Consider the following 16,700-nt stretch of genomic DNA (forward strand, 5'->3'; position numbering starts at 1 on the left):
TTTGCGGGCACAATATTCAGCGCTTCCCATGACGGCAAGCGGCGATTTGGCGCGGATGGGGGTTGATAACTGATACGTTCGGATCAACAAAAGAATATTGAGGAGAAACGATGCACGATCTCATCCGTACCAATGACCCCGTCCTGATCTCTTTCGTAGAAAGCCTGATGCGCGATGCCGGCATTGGCTGCATGGTCGCCGACAGCGGCATGAGCATTCTCGAGGGGTCGGTCGGCGTGATCCCGCGGCGGATCCTGATCGATCCGGAGCAGGCCAGCCAGGCCCGGCGCATCGTCATCGATGCCGGGCTGGAAAACGAACTCCGGCCCTGGAACGACCGTGACGCGGCAGGCTGATCAAGGCGGCGCGCAGCCCGTTCCGGACAGTTCCGGCACCGGATCGGCAGGCGCCCGCACAGATGCCGGGGACGACCGGCCGGGCTTTTCGGTCGATGCCTTTCACAATGGCGGATTCCATCTCGTGCAGCCGCTGGGCTCCGGGCACCGCGCCGGCATGGACGCCATGCTGTTGGCTGCAACCGTTCCCGACGGCGCCAGCGGCGTCCTGGCCGATCTCGGCTCGGGCGCCGGCGCCGCCGGTCTTGCCGCCGCCACGCGCCTGCCTGGGCTTGGCGTGGTGCTGGTGGAGCGCGCGCCGGCGATGGCCGATTGCGCACGGCGCTCGCTGGCCCTTGTCGAAAACGCCCATCTCGCCGCCCGGGCCGAGGTCATCGAAGCCGATGTCGCGCTCAGCGGCAACCAGCGCCGCAGCGCCGGTCTTGCAGACCATGCCTTTGATTATGTGATCATGAATCCGCCGTTCAATTCGGGCCGGGACCGGCAGACACCCGATCCGCTGAAGGCTCAGGCGCATGCCATGGACAGCGAGGATCTATTCGAGCGCTGGCTGCGGACCGCGGGTGCGATCCTCAAGCCCGCCGGCCAGGTCTCGGTCATTGCCCGTCCCGAATCAGTGTCCGATATTCTCAATGCGCTGGGCCGGCGCTTCGGCGCCGTCGAAATCACGCCGGTCTGTCCGCGCCACGGCACCGATGCGATCCGCATCCTCGTCACCGCGATCAAGGGCAGCCGCGCCCGGCTGTGCTTTCGCGACCGGATTGTGGTTCATGCCGGTCCGGGAAACGAATTTTCCGACCAGATGATCGCGCTTGCCAATGGCCGGTCCGCCTGGCCCCGCCGCCGCAGCCCAGGCGCGCCAAAATAGTCGTTTCGGTCATTCCGGATGCCATAGCGCCATTGCACTTGGGCGGAAAGTGCATACATGATTCCGGGCCTGCTCATGCCCGTGAAGCCAGGCCGCTGCCAACAGGAACGATTCGTCATGGTCTCTATGAATTCTTTTTCCCCGCCCGTTTCCGCAAGGATGTCACCGTCATCCCGGTGGTGCGGCTGCACGGGGCGATCATGGCGGGTGGCAACCAGTTTCGCCAGAACCTCAACATCGCCACCGTCGCGCCGCTGCTGGCGCGCGCCTTCGCCGACAAGCGGGCCCCGGCTGTCGCCATCATGATCAATTCGCCGGGCGGCTCTCCGGTGCAGTCGCGGCTGATCTACAAGCGCATTCGCGATCTCGCCGCCGAGAAGAACAAGAAGGTGCTGATGTTTGTCGAGGATGTGGCAGCCTCCGGCGGCTACATGATTGCCTGCGCCGGCGACGAGATCATCGCCGATCCGTCCTCGGTCGTCGGCTCGATCGGGGTGATTTCCGCCGGCTTCGGCTTCACCGGCCTGATCGACAAGATCGGCGTCGAGCGCCGGGTCTATACCGCGGGCGAGAACAAGTCGCTGCTTGACCCGTTCAAGCCGGAAAATCCCGAGGATATCGCCTATCTCAAGGAGCTTCAGCTTGAAATCCACCAGGTCTTCATCGATCTGGTCAAGCAGGGCCGTGGCGCGCGCCTGGGCGATGACCCGGACCTGTTCACCGGACGGTTCTGGACCGGCATCCGCGGCAAGGAGCTTGGCCTGGTCGACGAGCTGGGCGACCTTCGTTCGGCCCTGCGCGCCCGCTATGGCGACAAGGTCAAGACCCGGCTGATCACGCCGCAGCGCGGCCTGTTCGGCCGCCGGGTGCCCGGTGTCAGCACGGGCATGGCCGCCGGCGCCCTTGCAGGGATCGGCGAAGCAGGATTGAATACGCTGGAAGAACGCGCACTCTGGTCGCGTTACGGGCTTTAGGGCCTGGTGCATGCCGCGTTCACATGGATCCGTTCGAGCGATCATGTATATGCGTCAGTTCAGGGAGTGACAGCGTCCTGTGCGCGTCCAGCCGGACGCGCGGCGCTTTAGGGAGAGGACCGCAAGATGCCGCAATTGTTTCTGCTTGCCGCCGTGGGTGCTGTCGCCTGGCTCGGCTACAAGCGTTTCCTCTCCGAGGCCGAGCGCGTCAACGCCCGGGTGAGGGACGCGGAAAAGGAAACCCGGACCGGCGCCCAGGGCACGCTGATCGAGGATCCCGAAACCGGTGAATACCGGCTGCGCAAACCCGACGAATAGGGCCGGGAACCGGTGCCGATGATGCGCTTGGCCGGGACGCGGACTTGACCACCAAGACCCGGCGTGGCACCTGTCGCCGCACTTCTAGGCCGCCTCAGACGCGGCGTGATGAGACCGCGCACCATCCGGACCAATGCCATGACACAAGAACTTCCCGATCACATGCAGCCCACCCGTTCGTTTCAGGCGCTGATTCTCGCGCTGCACCGCTACTGGGCCGATTATGGCTGCGTCGTGCTCCAGCCCTATGACATGGAAGTCGGCGCCGGCACCTTTCACCCGGCTACCACCCTGCGCGCGCTCGGGCCAAAACCCTGGAACGCCGCCTATGTGCAGCCTTCGCGCCGGCCGAAGGATGGCCGCTATGGTGAAAACCCCAACCGGCTGCAGCATTATTACCAGTACCAGGTGATCCTCAAGCCCAACCCGTCCAACCTGCAGGAGCTCTATCTCGGCTCGCTCGCCGCCATCGGCATCGATCCGCTGCTGCATGACATACGCTTTGTCGAGGACGACTGGGAAAGCCCGACGCTCGGCGCCTGGGGCCTTGGTTGGGAGTGCTGGTGCGACGGCATGGAAGTCAGCCAGTTCACCTATTTCCAGCAGGTCTGCGGCATCGAATGCGCACCTGTCGCCGGCGAACTGACCTATGGCCTCGAACGGTTGGCAATGTATGTCCAGGGCGTCGACAATGTCTATGACCTCAATTTCAACGGCCGCGAAGGCGCCGAGAAGGTTACCTATGGCGATGTCTTCCTGCAGGCCGAGCAGGAATATTCGCGCTACAATTTCGAGATCGCCGACACCGCCATCCTGCTCAAGCATTTCGAAGACGCCGAAAAGGAATGCGAAGCCATTCTCAAGGCCGGCGCACCTTCGGAACCCGGCGCGCTGCACAAATGCGTGCTGCCGGCCTATGACCAGTGCATCAAGGCAAGCCATGTCTTCAACCTGCTTGATGCCCGCGGCGTCATCTCGGTGACCGAGCGCCAGGGCTATATCCTGCGCGTGCGCAACCTGTCGCGCCAGTGCGGCGAAGCCTTCTTGCTCACCGATGCCGGCGGCGCCAATTTCCTGCAGGCCGCCGAATAGCTCGACACGGATTGAAGTGGTTGGGCACAGGTGAGCCATTGCGCCGGGATGTGCCTGCGGCCTGATGCGCGTGCGCAACCCGCATCGCTCTGTTATCCTGCTGTCCGGGAGGACCAGACAGGAGAAGACCGATGGCCGAATTCAAGCTCCCGCTTTCGGGAAATGTGTCGCAACTGATCAATCCGTGGACATCCTGGTTCAGCAGCTATGGCAGCCAGGTGGGCCTGATCAACATCAATCTGGGCCAGTCGCCCGCTCCCGAAGTCGAACAGGAAATTCTCGATGATGTCGGCAGTTACGGCCGGCAACTGGGCCGCATCGGCGACGCCCTGGCCGTGCTGTTGCGCCATTTCCATCCCGCAGAGCCGCTCGAACCCGACGAGGAAAAGGCCATCCGCGCGGTGCGGGCGATGCTCGACCAGATCGAGGACATCAAGGACCGGCACAATCGCGGCGCGATCAGCCCGTAATCTTGGATGAGTGCTGCGGCCGGCTCAGGCGGCCGGGGCCGACTGTGTGTTGCGACCGCCGGATTTGGTCTCGCCTGCCGCCACACCGGCTGTCCGCCCGCTGTGATGGGCCCGCTTGTCCTCATACATGGCAAGATCGGCGCGCTTGATCATCGCTTCCATCGATTCGCCGTCACGGCTCGTGGCGGATCCGATCGAAACGCTCAGCGGCGCATTGGAGTAGAACTGGTTGTTGATATGCAGCAGTTCGCGGATCATTTCGACCATGGTTTCGGCCGCCTTCTTGTCCGCGCCCGGCATCAGGATGGTGAACTCGTCGCCGCCGATGCGCGCGGCATGGTTGGGGCGTGACACCACGCCGTTGAGCACTTCACCAAAGCGGCGCAGCAATGTGTCGCCGGCGTCGTGGCCAAGCTGGTCATTGGCCTCTTTGAGGCCGTTGAGATCCATGGCAATGGCCGAGACCGGCCGCAAAGGCTTGCGCTCCAGCCGGTTGAGCTCGTCGGTGTAAAACGCCCGGTTGTGCAGCTTGGTCAGCACGTCGTGCTTGCCCAGATATTCCAGATAGGCCTCGGCCTTCTTGCGCGCGGTGATGTCGGTGAGCGCCACCTGGACCAGCGACCAGTCGTCTTCATGGCCGGGCAGAACCGCAAAATGCAAAAGGATGTGACGCACCGTCCCGTCCAGCGCGTAATTGATCACCTCGCGATGATGGAACAGCTTGCCGTCCCACAAATCCATCAGCTGTTCCCTGAACGGCTTTTCCATCTCGTCGCGGAAAATGTCGCCCTGGCACTGCAGCAGGGTCTGCAGGTCCGGCGCGCAGAACAGGTCGAGCGTCGCCTGGTTGACATCGATGATCCGGATCTCGCTCATGCATTGACGCACAAATTCCGGATGCACATCCATGAAGACCCGGAAATCGGTAATGCCGCGATCGCGCACCTCTTCCATCAGGGCCTTGATCTCGCTGAAATCCTCGACCCAGAGCGAGACCGGCGAATGCTCCAGCAGCCCTTCCGCATAGCGGCGGCTGCGGATCTCGTTGCGCCGGGCGTCCTCGCGCTGGGTGACGTCTTCGGTGGTCACCAGGATGCGCCCCAGCGTCGCCTCGTGGCCGGGCATCACCGCGCCCTTGAGCTGGATATCCATGCGCCGGCCCGTCAGCGTGTAATTGACCGCATTGCTGTTGAATTCGGTCTTGCCGTCCCACAATTCGACAAGCTCGTTGATGTGACTGGCGAACATTTCGTTGTTGAAGATCACCGGCAGATTGTCGACGAGGTGCTCGAGACTGTCCGCCTCAAACAGGTCGAGCGTCTTGCGGTTCACCTGCAGCACCTTGATCTTCTTGGCGCATGCCGAGACCTGGGCGACATCGTCATTGAGATAGGCGCGCAGATCGGTCACGCCCTCGGCGCGCCATTTCTCGAACTGCTCTTTCACACCGCTGAAATCCTCGATCCACATTGCAACGGGTGCAAGGTCGAATACGGCGGTGTCTGGAGTGCTCATGCGATGCCGGTCCTTGTGAAAGCAAATCCGTCAGGCTTCAGCGGCGGTGAAGCTGCCTGAGGTGCTGCCTGTGATCATGGCGCGATAATGGTAAAATTTTGCTTGATAAACAACCGTCAAAAGCCGATGCGGAGTCGTTTTCTGTTTCACCCGAATGGGTTGGCGGCGCCTGTTTGCCCCTCGCGGCAAGGCGGCCGGGGGCAGGGCTATTCCCGTGGCTTTTTCGGGCGGCTATGGGTAAGATCGCCGCACCATCAGGACTGACCTGTGTGTAAAAGCAACAAACTGATTGAGCCGGGAGTGGGTGTATGGGGACTTGGATTTTTCTGGCGGTGCTGGTCGGCATCGTGCTTTACGCGATTTCACTCTACAACACGCTGGTCAAGAACCGCCAGATGGCGGGCGAGGGCTGGAGCGGCATCGATGTGCAGCTCAAGCGCCGCGCCGACCTGATTCCCAATCTGCTCGAATCGGTCAAGGGCTACATGTCCCACGAAAAGGGTCTGCTCGAGGAAGTCACCCGGCTGCGCAGCCAGGCGGTCTCGGCCAGCAGCGGCTCGCCCGCGCAACGCGCCGGCATCGAGAGCGCGCTCAGCGGCGCGCTGGGCAAGCTGATGGCGGTTGCCGAAAGCTATCCCGACCTCAAGGCCAGCGAGAATTTCAGGGAATTCCAGCAGGCGCTGGAAGAGACCGAAAACGAGATCTCGATGTCGCGGCGTTACTACAATGGCGCGGTTCGCAATCTCAACGTATCGGTGGAATCCTTCCCCTCGACCCTGATCGCCAGGCAGTTCGGCTTCGTCAAGGCGGAGTATTTTGAAATCGAAGACAATGCGGACCGTGCGGTCCCGACAGTCAAATTCTGACCCTGCCCATCTTTGGGCAGCTACGTTCGGGAATAAAACATGAAAACTGACAAACTGACGATCGTGCCGCCAGGGCATGCTCTTTCAGGCGTGGTCAATCCGCCCGGGTCCAAGTCGATCACCAACCGCGCCCTGCTGCTGGCAGGCCTGGCCAATGGCACCAGCCGGCTCACCGGCGCGCTCAAGAGCGACGACACCCGCTATATGGCCGAGGCCCTGCGCGCCATGGGTGTGTCGATCGAGGAGCCCGAGGACACGGTCTTCGTCGTCACCGGAACCGGCGCGTTGGCCGCGCCCGCTGCGCCGCTGTTTCTGGGCAATGCCGGCACCGCGGTGCGATTCCTGCCTGCGGCCATCGCAGCGCTTGTCACCGGCACGGTGGTTGTTGACGGCGACGAGCACATGCACAAGCGGCCGATCACCCCGCTGGTCACAGCGCTCACCTCCCTGGGCGTCGACATTGCGGCGCCGACCGGCTGCCCGCCTGTGACCATTCACGGCAAGGGCGGCTTCACCGCGCATCACGCCGTCGTCGATGCCGGGCTGTCGAGCCAGTATGTCTCCGCGCTGCTGATGGCCGGCCCCTGTTCGGGCAAGCCCTTCGTGGTCGAACTTGCCGGTGACGACATCGGCGCGCGCGGCTATATCGATCTCACGCTTGCGGCGATGCGGGCTTTCGGCGCCACGGTCGAGCAGGCAACGCCATTGATCTGGCGGATCGATCCGACCGGTTATCGCGCCACCGATTTCCACATCGAACCCGACGCCTCGGGAGCCACCTATCTCTGGGGTGCGGAAGTGCTCACCGGCGGGCGGATCGACATCGGCACCGATGCCGCCGATTTCACCCAGCCCGATGCGAAGGCCTTCGAGGTGATCTCGGCTTTTCCCGACATGCCCGCCGTGATCGACGGCTCGCAGATGCAGGACGCCATTCCCACCATTGCAGCACTTGCCGCCTTCAACCGGACCCCGGTGCGCTTTGTCGGCATCTCCAATCTGCGGGTCAAGGAATGCGACCGGGTGCGGGCGATGTCGCTGGGCCTCAATGCCATCCGCCCGGGCCTGGCCCGCGAGGAGGGCGACGACCTCATCGTCACGGGCGATCCGGCGCTCGCCGGCCAGACCCTGCCGGCCGAGATCGACACCTTCGCCGATCACCGCATCGCCATGAGCTTTGCGCTTGCCGGCCTGAAGATCGCCGGCATCACCATTCTGGATCCCAAATGTGTCGGCAAGACCTATCCCGGCTACTGGGATGCGCTGGCCTCTCTCGGTGTCAGCTACCAACAGGAGATCCCGCGATGAAACTGGTTCTTGCTGTCTTTTCCGCACTGCTCTTCATGGCCACGACCACGTCGGCGACCTTTGCGCGCGAAGAGATCCGCAATTTCCAGGCCGGCATAGAGGTCCGCGCCGATGCGTCGATCGAGGTCACCGAAACCATCACCGTCAATGCCGAGGGTCATGATATCCGCCGCGGCATCTATCGCGACATCCCGCTCCGCGCGCTCGATGAGTGGGGCCTGTGGTCGAGCAATGGCTTCGAGCTCATCGAGGTGCTGCACAACGGCCAGCCGGCGCCCCACAGCACCGAGTGGCAGGGGCGTTTCTTCCGGATCTATATCGGCGATCCCGATGTCTACATTCCGCTCGGCGAACACAGCTATACGATCCGCTATGTGACCACCCGGCAGTTGCGGTTTTTCGACAGCTTCGACGAACTCTACTGGAACGTGACGGGCAATTTCTGGACCTTCCCGATTCTTGCGGCGGAAGCCCGTGTCAAACTGCCTGAGGCCGCCCGGGTGATCCCGGATCAGGTCACCGCCTATACCGGCGAATTCGGCGCCACCGGCGGCAATTACACCGGATCCATCATCGGCAGTTCCGAGGCCCGCTTTGCCCTGACCCGGCCCCTTGGCCCCGAGCAAGGCATGACCATCGCCGTCGGGTTCACCAAGGGCGCGGTCACGCCGGATTCGGGCGGCTTCGCCACGCTGCTCAGCGAAAATGCCGGCATCTTCCTGCTTTTTCTCGGCTGGCTCGCCGTTCCCGCCTATCTGCTCCACTCCTGGAACAAGGTCGGCCGCGATCCGCCGTCGCCGCCGGTCATTCCCCTGTTTCACCCGCCGCAAAACCTTTCGCCGGCGGCCCTGTCGTTCGCCCATTTCAATGGCTTCAAGTCGGGAAAGGGCGGCAGCAGCCTGGCCTTCATCGCGGCCCTGCTGTCGCTCGGCGTCAAGCGGTTCCTGCGCATCGAGGAGGACGCGCATGGCACCGTCACTTTGCTGCGCGGGACCGCAGCCGGTCAGCCCAACGCGCCGGCTCTGCCTGCGGGTGAAAGTGCCTTGTATTCCGGCCTGTTGAGGGACCGCGAGGAGATGGTCCTCGACAAGCGCAACGGCGTCTCCCTGCAAAGCGCATCGCAAAAGCTGCGATCGGCGATCTCGTCGGAATATTCCGGCAGATTTTACAAGTCCAACATCGGCCGGTTTGTCCTCGCCGCTCTGGTGGCCATTGCCACTTTCGTCGGCGGTCTGGTGCTACAGGCGCCGCCGGAGGAAGTCCTGTTCTACCTGATCGCGGTGTTGATCACCTCGCTGGTCGGCGGCGGCATTTTCGTTGCGGGGCGGACCCTGCTTGGAGAATCGGGCGCCGGAGGCAAGCTCGCAGGCGTGGTCATGACAGTGGTCGGCGCGGGTATTTTTCTGCTCGGAATTGCCCTGGTGGCATTTGCCAGCGACCTGGCAATCTACCGCCTCGCGGCCGCCCTGGTGATTTTCGGCTGTGTCATCCTGATCATGATGACCTGGCTGCTTGGGGCTCCAACCGCCGAGGGCGCCAAGGTGCTGGCCGACATCAAGGGCTTCAAGCTCTATCTCGAGACCGCCGAAACCAACCGTCTCAACATGCGCGATGCGCCCGAAATGTCCGAAGAGCTGTTCGAGCGCTTCTTGCCCTATGCCGCAGGCCTTGGCGTGGAAAAGCCCTGGTCTGAAGCCTGGGCTGCGCAACTGGCGCGGATGGAGCCTGATCGTCAGCGTGACTACCAGCCGCAATGGTATCACGGCAATTCCTGGTCGCCCGGCAATATCGGGGCCGCGGCCGCGTCCTCGGTGGCCGCGGTTTCGGCGGCAATGGCGGCCTCGATGCCGCAGCCCAAGAGCTCGTCCGGCTCCTCCGGTGGCGGCGGTTCATCCGGTGGTGGCGGTGGCGGCGGTGGCGGCGGCGGCTGGTAGGCCGCGCTCCCATTGCCGGACGGCTAAGCCAGCCGCGGTTGATGCACCAGCACTTGCGGCGTATCCTCATCGCGTCCGTTCACATCAGGGGGCCAGCCATGACAAAGGGTCACATTGCCGCAACCGCGCCGGTGCGCATCCAGGTCGAAGCCGGGAAGAGCTATTTCTGGTGTGCCTGCGGATTGTCGGCCAATCAGCCATTCTGCGACGGCAGCCACAAGGGCTCCGGATTTGTCCCGGTCAAATGGACCGCGGAGGACAGCGCCGCCAGGTTCTTCTGCACCTGCAAACAGACCGACGGCCAGCCTTTCTGTGACGGCTCGCACAAGGCTGTCGCAAGCTGATGGCGCGGGCAAAATTGATAGCGCAGGCGCCGGTCCTGCTGGTTTCGGACCTTCTTGCCAGTGTGTCCTACTGGACCGACAAGGTCGGCTTCACCGCCCGTCTGTGGGGTGAGCCGGCCGATTTCGCCATCCTGCGCCGCGACGGCGTTTTTCTGATGCTCAGCCAGAAACCGGCGGGTCATGACATCATGCCCAACTGGAAAATCAAGGACAACCTCTGGGATGCCTATTTCTGGGTTGATGACGCCAGGGCGATCTATAATGAACTGGTCGCATCCGGTGCCGACATCGATTACCATCTCTGCGAGCAGCCCTATGGTGTTCTCGAGTTCGGCATTCAGGATCTCGACGGGCACGACATTGCCTTCGGCCAGGATCTCGAGGGCTGAAGCATCGGCCTCGTTGCGGCTGTTTTTGCGGTGAGGGAAGGTGACTTTTGGCCCAGCCCTTGCTAAGCCGCGCTCAGCCTTCCATTGACCGCGTGAGACCTGATGCCCGACCTTCTGATTGAACTTCGCTCCGAAGAGATTCCTGCACGCCCGCCCGCCCGCAGCGGCGCAGCCGCGAGGACGGGCAATGCCGGAAACCGCATGCGCAGCACCATGGTGGAGTTGAACTGATGCCCGACCTTCTGATTGAACTTCGCTCCGAAGAAATTCCGGCCCGCATGCAGCGCAAGGCTGCGGGCGACTTGCGCAAATCCGTCACCGATGCGCTGGTCGATGCCGGGCTGACCTATGAGGCCGCCCGCGAATACTGGACGCCGCGGCGGCTGGTGCTCGATGTCCGCGGCCTGACGGCGCGCTCCGTGGACGTCAACGAGGAGATCAAGGGCCCCTCGACCAAGGCGCCGGAGCAGGCGCTGGCCGGTTTCATGCGCAAGGCAGGCCTTGCCGATATTTCCCAGGCCCATGTCCACACCGATCCGAAGAAGGGCGATTTCTACGTCGCCCATATTTCAAAACCCGGTCGCGATGCCGAGACCATCATCGCCGATGTGATGCCCGGCATCATCCGCGGCTTCTCCTGGCCGAAATCCATGCGCTGGGGCAAGGCTTCGGCCAGGCCGGGATCGCTCAAATGGGTGCGGCCGCTGCAATCGATCATCTGCACCTTTGGTCCCGAAACCGAAGACCCCACCGTCATCGCCTTCGAGATCGATGGGCTGGTTGCCGGTAACACGACATCGGGCCACAGATTCCATGCGCCCGAGACCTTCATCGTGCGCCGCTTCGATGATTATTCCGACAAGCTCGAGCGCGCCCATGTCGTGCTCGACGCCGAGCGGCGCAAGGAGATCATCGTTTCCGACGCCCGCAACCTTGCCTTTGCCTCCGGTCTGGAACTGGTCGAGGACGAGGGCCTGCTTGACGAGGTCTCCGGACTGGTCGAATGGCCGGTTGTGCTGATGGGCGAGTTCGAGGAGGAATTCCTCCAGATCCCCGACGACATCATCCGGCTGACCATCAAGACCAACCAGAAATGCTTTGTACTGAGGCAGCCCGGCAACGGCCTGTCGAACAAGTTCGTTCTGGTCTCCAACATCGAGGCCAGCGATGGCGGCAAGGAGATCGCCCACGGCAATGCCAAGGTGGTTCGCGCCCGACTGTCTGACGCGCTCTACTTCTGGAACACCGACCAGGCCGATCTGCCCGACCGCGACAAGCTGACCGCGTCAGCCGAAAAGCTCGGCCTCGACATGGCCAAGCCGCTCGACCAGCGCATGGCGCGTCTGGATCAGCTCAATGTCACCTTCCACGCCAAGCTCGGCAGCCAGGGCGAACGCGTCCAGCGGATTGCCAAGCTCGCCGCTGAACTAGCGCCCATCGTCGGGGCAGACCCGAAACTGGCCACCCGCGCCGCCATGCTTGCCAAGGCCGATCTGACCACCGAAGTCGTCGGCGAGTTCCCCGAACTTCAGGGCGTCATGGGCCGCATCTATGCCGGCCTTCAGGGAGAGAATGACAGCGTCGCTTTGGCCGCCGAAGAGCACTACAAGCCGCAAGGTCCGTCCGATGAAGTGCCGACCGATCCGGTGTCGATCGCTGTCGCCCTGGCCGACAAGCTCGACACATTGGTCGGCTTCTGGGCCATCGACGAAAAGCCGACCGGCTCCAAGGATCCCTATGCGCTCCGTCGTGCGGCGCTCGGCGTGATCCGGATTCTGGTGGAGAATGGTGTCGAACTAAATCTGCTGGCACAAATCGCCGGGAGCCTTAAATCGCTTGCCGATCAGAAACGGATTGATGGTGCTCCCGAGGGATTGGCGACCGACCTCCTCTCCTTCTTCCACGACCGCCTGAAAGTCTATCTGCGCGATCAGGGCGCCCGTCACGATCTCATTGACGCGGTGATCACACCACAGTCCGATGACCTGCTGGACATCACCCGCCGCGTCGAGGCTCTGGGCGCATTCCTCGACACCGAGGACGGCAGGAACCTGCTCGCCGGAACCAAGCGCGCCGCCAATATTCTGGCTGCCGAGGAGAAGAAGGGGACGGCAGTTGCCGATGCGGTTGACCCGGATCTGTTCGAGCTCGACGCCGAGAAAAACCTCTTTGCCGCGGTGAATCAGTCTGTCAGTCAGGCAACGCAAGCCATTGAAACTGAAGATTATTCCGTAGCCATGAGCGCGCTTGCCACTTTACGTGAACCCGTTGATTCATTCTTTGAAGCGGTGCTGGTAAATGCCGACGACGAGGCCGTGCGGGCCAACCGCCTGGCGCTGCTCGCCATGATCCGTCACGCCACCGGCGCGGTTGCCGATTTCTCCCGGATTGCCGGATAGGCCGGGGGCTGCGCCACATAGCCCGAAGCCGGCAACCCCTGGAGGTGGGCGCCGGCTGGGTGCCATCGCGTGGCCCGGTCGAGGGCTTGCGGGGCAGGGACGGGCGGGTTTGACGCGCCGTCCAACGAGTGGATCAGTTGAGCCGGAGCTGCATTTTCGACGGATCGAACGGTTCGGCCGGCGGAGCGCCCAGCGCCGATGTCTTGGTGTCCTTGTCGATGCCCGGCGCGGTGTTGGCGATCACCGGTTCAAACAGGGCAGGCTCGCTGCCGGTCTCCGCAGGTGCTTCGGTCACGGCCGTGTCGGCGACAGCGGTCGGAGCGGTGTCTGCGGTGGCCGGGGCAGCCGGGGTGATCCCCAGCGCGATGAGATCCAGTTCAGTGGCCTTGCTGACCATGGTCACCGGCGAACCGCCGAGCCAGTTTTCGGTCCGGTAGATCATCTTCTCGCCATCGACATCGCGAACCTCGATGATCTGCTCACCGGGCGCCAGCTTGATTTCGGCTTCCGCCTCGGCCTTTTCCGCGGCGATGCGCGCGCAGGACGGGCAGCCGATTTCGACGATGCTGGTCCGGGTGCTGGTTGTTGCTGCAAACTGCTCGATTGAGCCGGCATTGGCTGCTCCGGCGCCCGCGCTGATCGTGGCGGCAATGATCAATCTCATCATGGTGCATACTCTCCTTTGCCCCGGAAACTCCGGTTTTGGTGAGTGCACTCTAGCAGCGGGCCGTTACGATCCGGTTCTTGGAAGCAGTGAACGATTGGTTAATTTCAAGCCGTCCCTTCAGCCGCGCGAGCTTTCCCGCTCGATGGCCCGCCAGCCGATGTCGCGTCGGCAAAATCCGCCGGGCCAGTCGAGCGCGTCAACCGCCGCATAGGCCCTGGCCTGCGCCGTTGTCACATCCGCGCCATGGGCGGTGACATTGAGCACCCGGCCGCCATTGGCCACCAGTTGTTCGCCGTCCAGCGCCGTGCCGGCATGAAACACCTTGGCGCCGGCAGCCTCCGCCGCGGCAATGCCCGAAATCGGCGTGCCCTTCCTCGGCGTGCCGGGATAGCCTTCTGCCGCCATCACCACGGTCAATGCCGCATCGTCCTTCCAGCGCGCCGAGACATGCGCCAGCCCGCCTTCGGCGGCGGCCTTGAGCAGCAGCAGGATGTCATCCTTGAGCCGCATCATCAGCACCTGGCATTCCGGATCGCCGAACCGCACATTGTACTCGATCAGCCGCGGGCCGGTCTCGTCGATCATCAGCCCGGCATAGAGCACGCCGCTGAACGGCGCGCCGATCGCCGCCATGCCGCGCATGGTCGGTTCGATGATCTCGCGCATGGTCTGCTCGATCAGCTCCGACGTCATCACCGCTGCCGGCGAATAGGCGCCCATGCCGCCGGTATTGGGGCCGGTGTCGCCCTCGCCAACCCGCTTGTGATCCTGCGCCGTGCCGAAGGGCAGGGCGGTCTTGCCGTCGCACAGGCAGAAAAAGCTGGCCTCTTCGCCGCCGAGAAATTCCTCGACCACCACTTCCGCGCCGGCCTCGCCAAACGCGCCCTCGAAACAATCCTCGATCGCCGCCAGCGCTTCCTCGATGGTCATCGCCACGGTGACACCCTTGCCGGCCGCCAGCCCGTCGGCCTTGATCACGATCGGCGCGCCCTGGGCCCGGGCATAGGCCTTGGCCTTGGGCGCATTGTTGAAGCGCTGATAGGCGCCGGTCGGGATGTTTTCGCGCGCGCAGAGATCCTTGGTGAATCCCTTCGAGCCTTCAAGCTGCGCGGCTTGCGCCGACGGTCCGAACACCGGGATGCCTGCGCCCGTGAGCGCGTCCGCCAGCCCGGCCACCAGCGGCGCTTCCGGGCCGACCACCACCAGGTCGATCGCCTTGTCCCGGCAGAACGCCACGACACTGTCATGATCGGTCACGTCCAGCGCGCTCAGGGTGGCGTGATCGGCAATGCCGGGATTGCCCGGCGCGGCATAAAGCGTGCCGAGCATCGGCGACTGGGCAATCTTCCAGGCCAGCGCATGTTCGCGGCCGCCAGACCCGATCAACAGCACATTCATCATGGTGAACTCCAAAGCGTGTGGATGGGGGGCAACAGAGAGGCAGAATTGGCTCTGGGTTAGGAAAACATGGTCCGCGGGTCAAGCCGGAACTGCCCGGCAGCGGCCGTCGCCCACAATAATGCCCGCCGGAGCGCCGCACCTCCGGCAATCCCGGCCCCAGTGCGCGTGGTTCGCGATACCGCAAATGCAACGCATTTTAGCTTGCCTATGGGGTGCATTGTAAACAGGTTTGGATCTAATCAGGCATGGATACCAGCGGGCAAGGAGGCCGGCGCAATGTTCAGGATGCTTTACGTCAGCGGTGCATCGCGGCCGATGGGCGAGCGCGATATCGACGCTATCCTTGCCGTCTCGCGGGACAACAACGCCCGCGCCGGCATCACCGGCATGCTGCTGTGGGCCGATGGCGTGTTCATCCAGATCCTCGAAGGCGAAACCGGCGCAGTCCGGAGACTGGCGGCCCGGATCGAACAGGATCCGCGGCACCGAAATTTCATGGTGATGATCGAGCAGAAGGTGGCTGCCAGGGCATTTTCCGACTGGAGCATGGGCTTCAGGCAGCTCGATGCGTCCGGGGCTGTCGACCAGAGCCTGTTCCAGGTCTCGCACGCAGCGCTGGCCAGCCGCATCTTTGATCACGATGGCGGCCTGTTTCTCGACACGGTACTGGCCTTCGGCCGCGATTTCATGGCCGAGCATCAGGCTTCGCCCGGCGCTGCACGGGCCTGACGCGCCGGCGGGGCTGAGCCGGCGCCCCTCTGCTTGACCTGCACCCGTTGCGGTGGCAACAATCGGCCATGCCACACAGATCCAGAACCACCGCCGAACACACCGCCCGCGTCGCCGATGCGCCCTCGGGCAACTGGGTGTATCGCGCCCTGCCGCGCGCGCTCTGGCCGCATGCCCAGCTTGCCCGCTGGGACCGCCCGATCGGCTGGCAATTGCTGATGTGGCCGTGCTTCTGGTCTTCGGCGCTGGCTGCCAATGTCGCCAGTTCCCCTTCCAATCTCGACACCATCTGGTATCCGGCGCTGACCGCCTGGCATCTGGTTCTGTTCATGATCGGCGCCATTGCCATGCGCGGCGCCGGCTGCACCTGGAACGACATCGTCGACTACAGGATCGATGCCAAGGTGGCGCGCACCCGCTCGCGGCCGCTGCCCTCGCGGCGGATTTCGCGTTTCGCCGCCACCGTCTTCGTTGCGGCCCAGGCGCTGGTCGGGCTGCTGGTGCTCTTGCAGTTCAACTGGTTCTCGGTGCTGCTCGGCATCGCCTCGCTCGGCGTGGTGGTGATCTATCCCTTCGCCAAGCGCTTCACCGACTGGCCGCAACTCTTTCTCGGCCTTGCATTTTCCTGGGGCGCGCTGATGGGCTGGGCGGCTCTGTTCGGCGAACTGGCCTGGCCGCCGGTGCTGATCTATATCGGCGCCATTGCCTGGACCATCGGCTACGACACCATCTATGCCCATCAGGACAAGGAGGACGATGCGCTGGTCGGCGTTCGCTCCACCGCCCGTCTCTTCGGCAGCCACACAAAGATCTGGCTCCTTGGTTTCTACGGTGTCTTTGCCGCCATGATGCTGACCGCCTTCGTCATGACATCCGTGGCCTGGCCGGCCTTTGCCGGGCTTGCCATCGCGGTGGCCATGCTCGGCTGGCAGATCCGCGTGCTCGACATCGACGATCCCGATCAATGCCTGGCGCTGTTCAAGGCCAACAGCCGGGTCGGCCTGATCGTCTTCCTCGGCCTGGGTGCCGCGATCTGGGCCTGACGCCCGGTCGGGCATGACAAAACCCGG

Annotated in this window: 17 protein-coding genes; 14 read left to right on the forward strand and 3 right to left on the reverse strand. The window is 63.6% G+C overall.

What is annotated here, in order from left to right; all coding sequences use genetic code 11:
* Nucleotides 1-110: 110 nt before the first annotated feature.
* From OEG82_RS08770 to OEG82_RS08795, 6 genes are all read left to right on the forward strand, one after another.
* Nucleotides 111-356: a putative signal transducing protein gene (locus OEG82_RS08770; RefSeq protein ID WP_267612057.1), complete on the forward strand. Its 246-nt coding sequence runs from the start codon at nt 111-113 to the stop codon at nt 354-356.
* Nucleotides 340-1,224 (forward strand): tRNA1(Val) (adenine(37)-N6)-methyltransferase, encoded by an 885-nt coding sequence (locus OEG82_RS08775; RefSeq protein ID WP_425497566.1) that lies wholly within the window; start codon nt 340-342, stop codon nt 1,222-1,224. Before OEG82_RS08770 ends, OEG82_RS08775 begins: the two co-directional genes overlap by 17 nt.
* Before the next feature lie 110 nt (nt 1,225-1,334).
* On the forward strand, nt 1,335-2,198 hold the full coding sequence (locus tag OEG82_RS08780; protein WP_267614904.1) for a S49 family peptidase: 864 nt from the start codon (nt 1,335-1,337) through the stop codon (nt 2,196-2,198).
* Between the two features lie 126 nt (nt 2,199-2,324).
* Nucleotides 2,325-2,516, forward strand: coding sequence for a hypothetical protein (locus OEG82_RS08785; protein WP_267612058.1), 192 nt, complete (start codon nt 2,325-2,327; stop codon nt 2,514-2,516).
* Nucleotides 2,517-2,654: 138 nt separating this feature from the next.
* Entirely contained in the window at nt 2,655-3,608 is a 954-nt protein-coding gene (locus tag OEG82_RS08790) for a glycine--tRNA ligase subunit alpha (protein WP_267612059.1), read from the forward strand.
* 131 nt (nt 3,609-3,739) lie between these two features.
* The gene (locus OEG82_RS08795; RefSeq protein ID WP_267612060.1) at nt 3,740-4,078 is read left to right on the forward strand and encodes a hypothetical protein; all 339 of its coding nucleotides are present in this window, start codon (nt 3,740-3,742) and stop codon (nt 4,076-4,078) included.
* A 24-nt stretch (nt 4,079-4,102) separates the two neighbouring features.
* Here the strand turns inward: OEG82_RS08795 and OEG82_RS08800 are convergent, their stop codons facing one another.
* Nucleotides 4,103-5,593: a sensor domain-containing diguanylate cyclase gene (locus tag OEG82_RS08800; protein ID WP_267612061.1), complete on the reverse strand. Its 1,491-nt coding sequence runs from the start codon at nt 5,591-5,593 to the stop codon at nt 4,103-4,105.
* Between the two features lie 308 nt (nt 5,594-5,901).
* Here OEG82_RS08800 and OEG82_RS08805 point away from each other — a divergent pair, with 308 nt between their 5' ends.
* From OEG82_RS08805 to glyS, 6 genes are all read left to right on the forward strand, one after another.
* Complete coding sequence (locus OEG82_RS08805; RefSeq protein WP_267612063.1) at nt 5,902-6,459, forward strand: LemA family protein; 558 nt, start codon at nt 5,902-5,904, stop codon at nt 6,457-6,459.
* A 39-nt stretch (nt 6,460-6,498) separates the two neighbouring features.
* Nucleotides 6,499-7,767 (forward strand): 3-phosphoshikimate 1-carboxyvinyltransferase, encoded by a 1,269-nt coding sequence (gene aroA, locus OEG82_RS08810; RefSeq protein WP_267612064.1) that lies wholly within the window; start codon nt 6,499-6,501, stop codon nt 7,765-7,767.
* Complete coding sequence (locus OEG82_RS08815) at nt 7,764-9,701, forward strand: DUF2207 domain-containing protein (RefSeq protein ID WP_267612065.1); 1,938 nt, start codon at nt 7,764-7,766, stop codon at nt 9,699-9,701. The genes aroA and OEG82_RS08815 overlap by 4 nt, the downstream gene beginning before the upstream one ends.
* Nucleotides 9,702-9,799: 98 nt before the next feature.
* Complete coding sequence (locus tag OEG82_RS08820) at nt 9,800-10,045, forward strand: CDGSH iron-sulfur domain-containing protein (RefSeq protein ID WP_267612066.1); 246 nt, start codon at nt 9,800-9,802, stop codon at nt 10,043-10,045.
* Nucleotides 10,045-10,434 (forward strand): VOC family protein, encoded by a 390-nt coding sequence (locus OEG82_RS08825; RefSeq protein ID WP_267612068.1) that lies wholly within the window; start codon nt 10,045-10,047, stop codon nt 10,432-10,434. Before OEG82_RS08820 ends, OEG82_RS08825 begins: the two co-directional genes overlap by 1 nt.
* Before the next feature lie 230 nt (nt 10,435-10,664).
* Complete coding sequence (gene glyS / locus OEG82_RS08830; protein WP_267612069.1) at nt 10,665-12,833, forward strand: glycine--tRNA ligase subunit beta; 2,169 nt, start codon at nt 10,665-10,667, stop codon at nt 12,831-12,833.
* Between the two features lie 133 nt (nt 12,834-12,966).
* On the opposite strand, the gene OEG82_RS08835 is transcribed toward glyS, so the two are convergent.
* Complete coding sequence (locus OEG82_RS08835; RefSeq protein WP_267612070.1) at nt 12,967-13,500, reverse strand: plant virulence effector HPE1-like domain-containing protein; 534 nt, start codon at nt 13,498-13,500, stop codon at nt 12,967-12,969.
* 117 nt (nt 13,501-13,617) lie between these two features.
* Nucleotides 13,618-14,898, reverse strand: a complete 1,281-nt coding sequence (purD, locus tag OEG82_RS08840) for a phosphoribosylamine--glycine ligase (RefSeq protein WP_267614905.1) — start codon at nt 14,896-14,898, stop codon at nt 13,618-13,620.
* Between the two features lie 279 nt (nt 14,899-15,177).
* Between purD and OEG82_RS08845 the strand changes: the two genes are divergently transcribed.
* Nucleotides 15,178-15,630, forward strand: a complete 453-nt coding sequence (locus tag OEG82_RS08845) for a BLUF domain-containing protein (RefSeq protein ID WP_267612071.1) — start codon at nt 15,178-15,180, stop codon at nt 15,628-15,630.
* A 68-nt stretch (nt 15,631-15,698) separates the two neighbouring features.
* Nucleotides 15,699-16,673 (forward strand): 4-hydroxybenzoate octaprenyltransferase, encoded by a 975-nt coding sequence (gene ubiA / locus OEG82_RS08850; RefSeq protein WP_267612072.1) that lies wholly within the window; start codon nt 15,699-15,701, stop codon nt 16,671-16,673.
* Nucleotides 16,674-16,700 lie beyond the last annotated feature (27 nt).

It is taken from the genome of Hoeflea ulvae, assembly GCF_026619435.1.
GTDB lineage: Bacteria > Pseudomonadota > Alphaproteobacteria > Rhizobiales > Rhizobiaceae > Hoeflea > Hoeflea ulvae.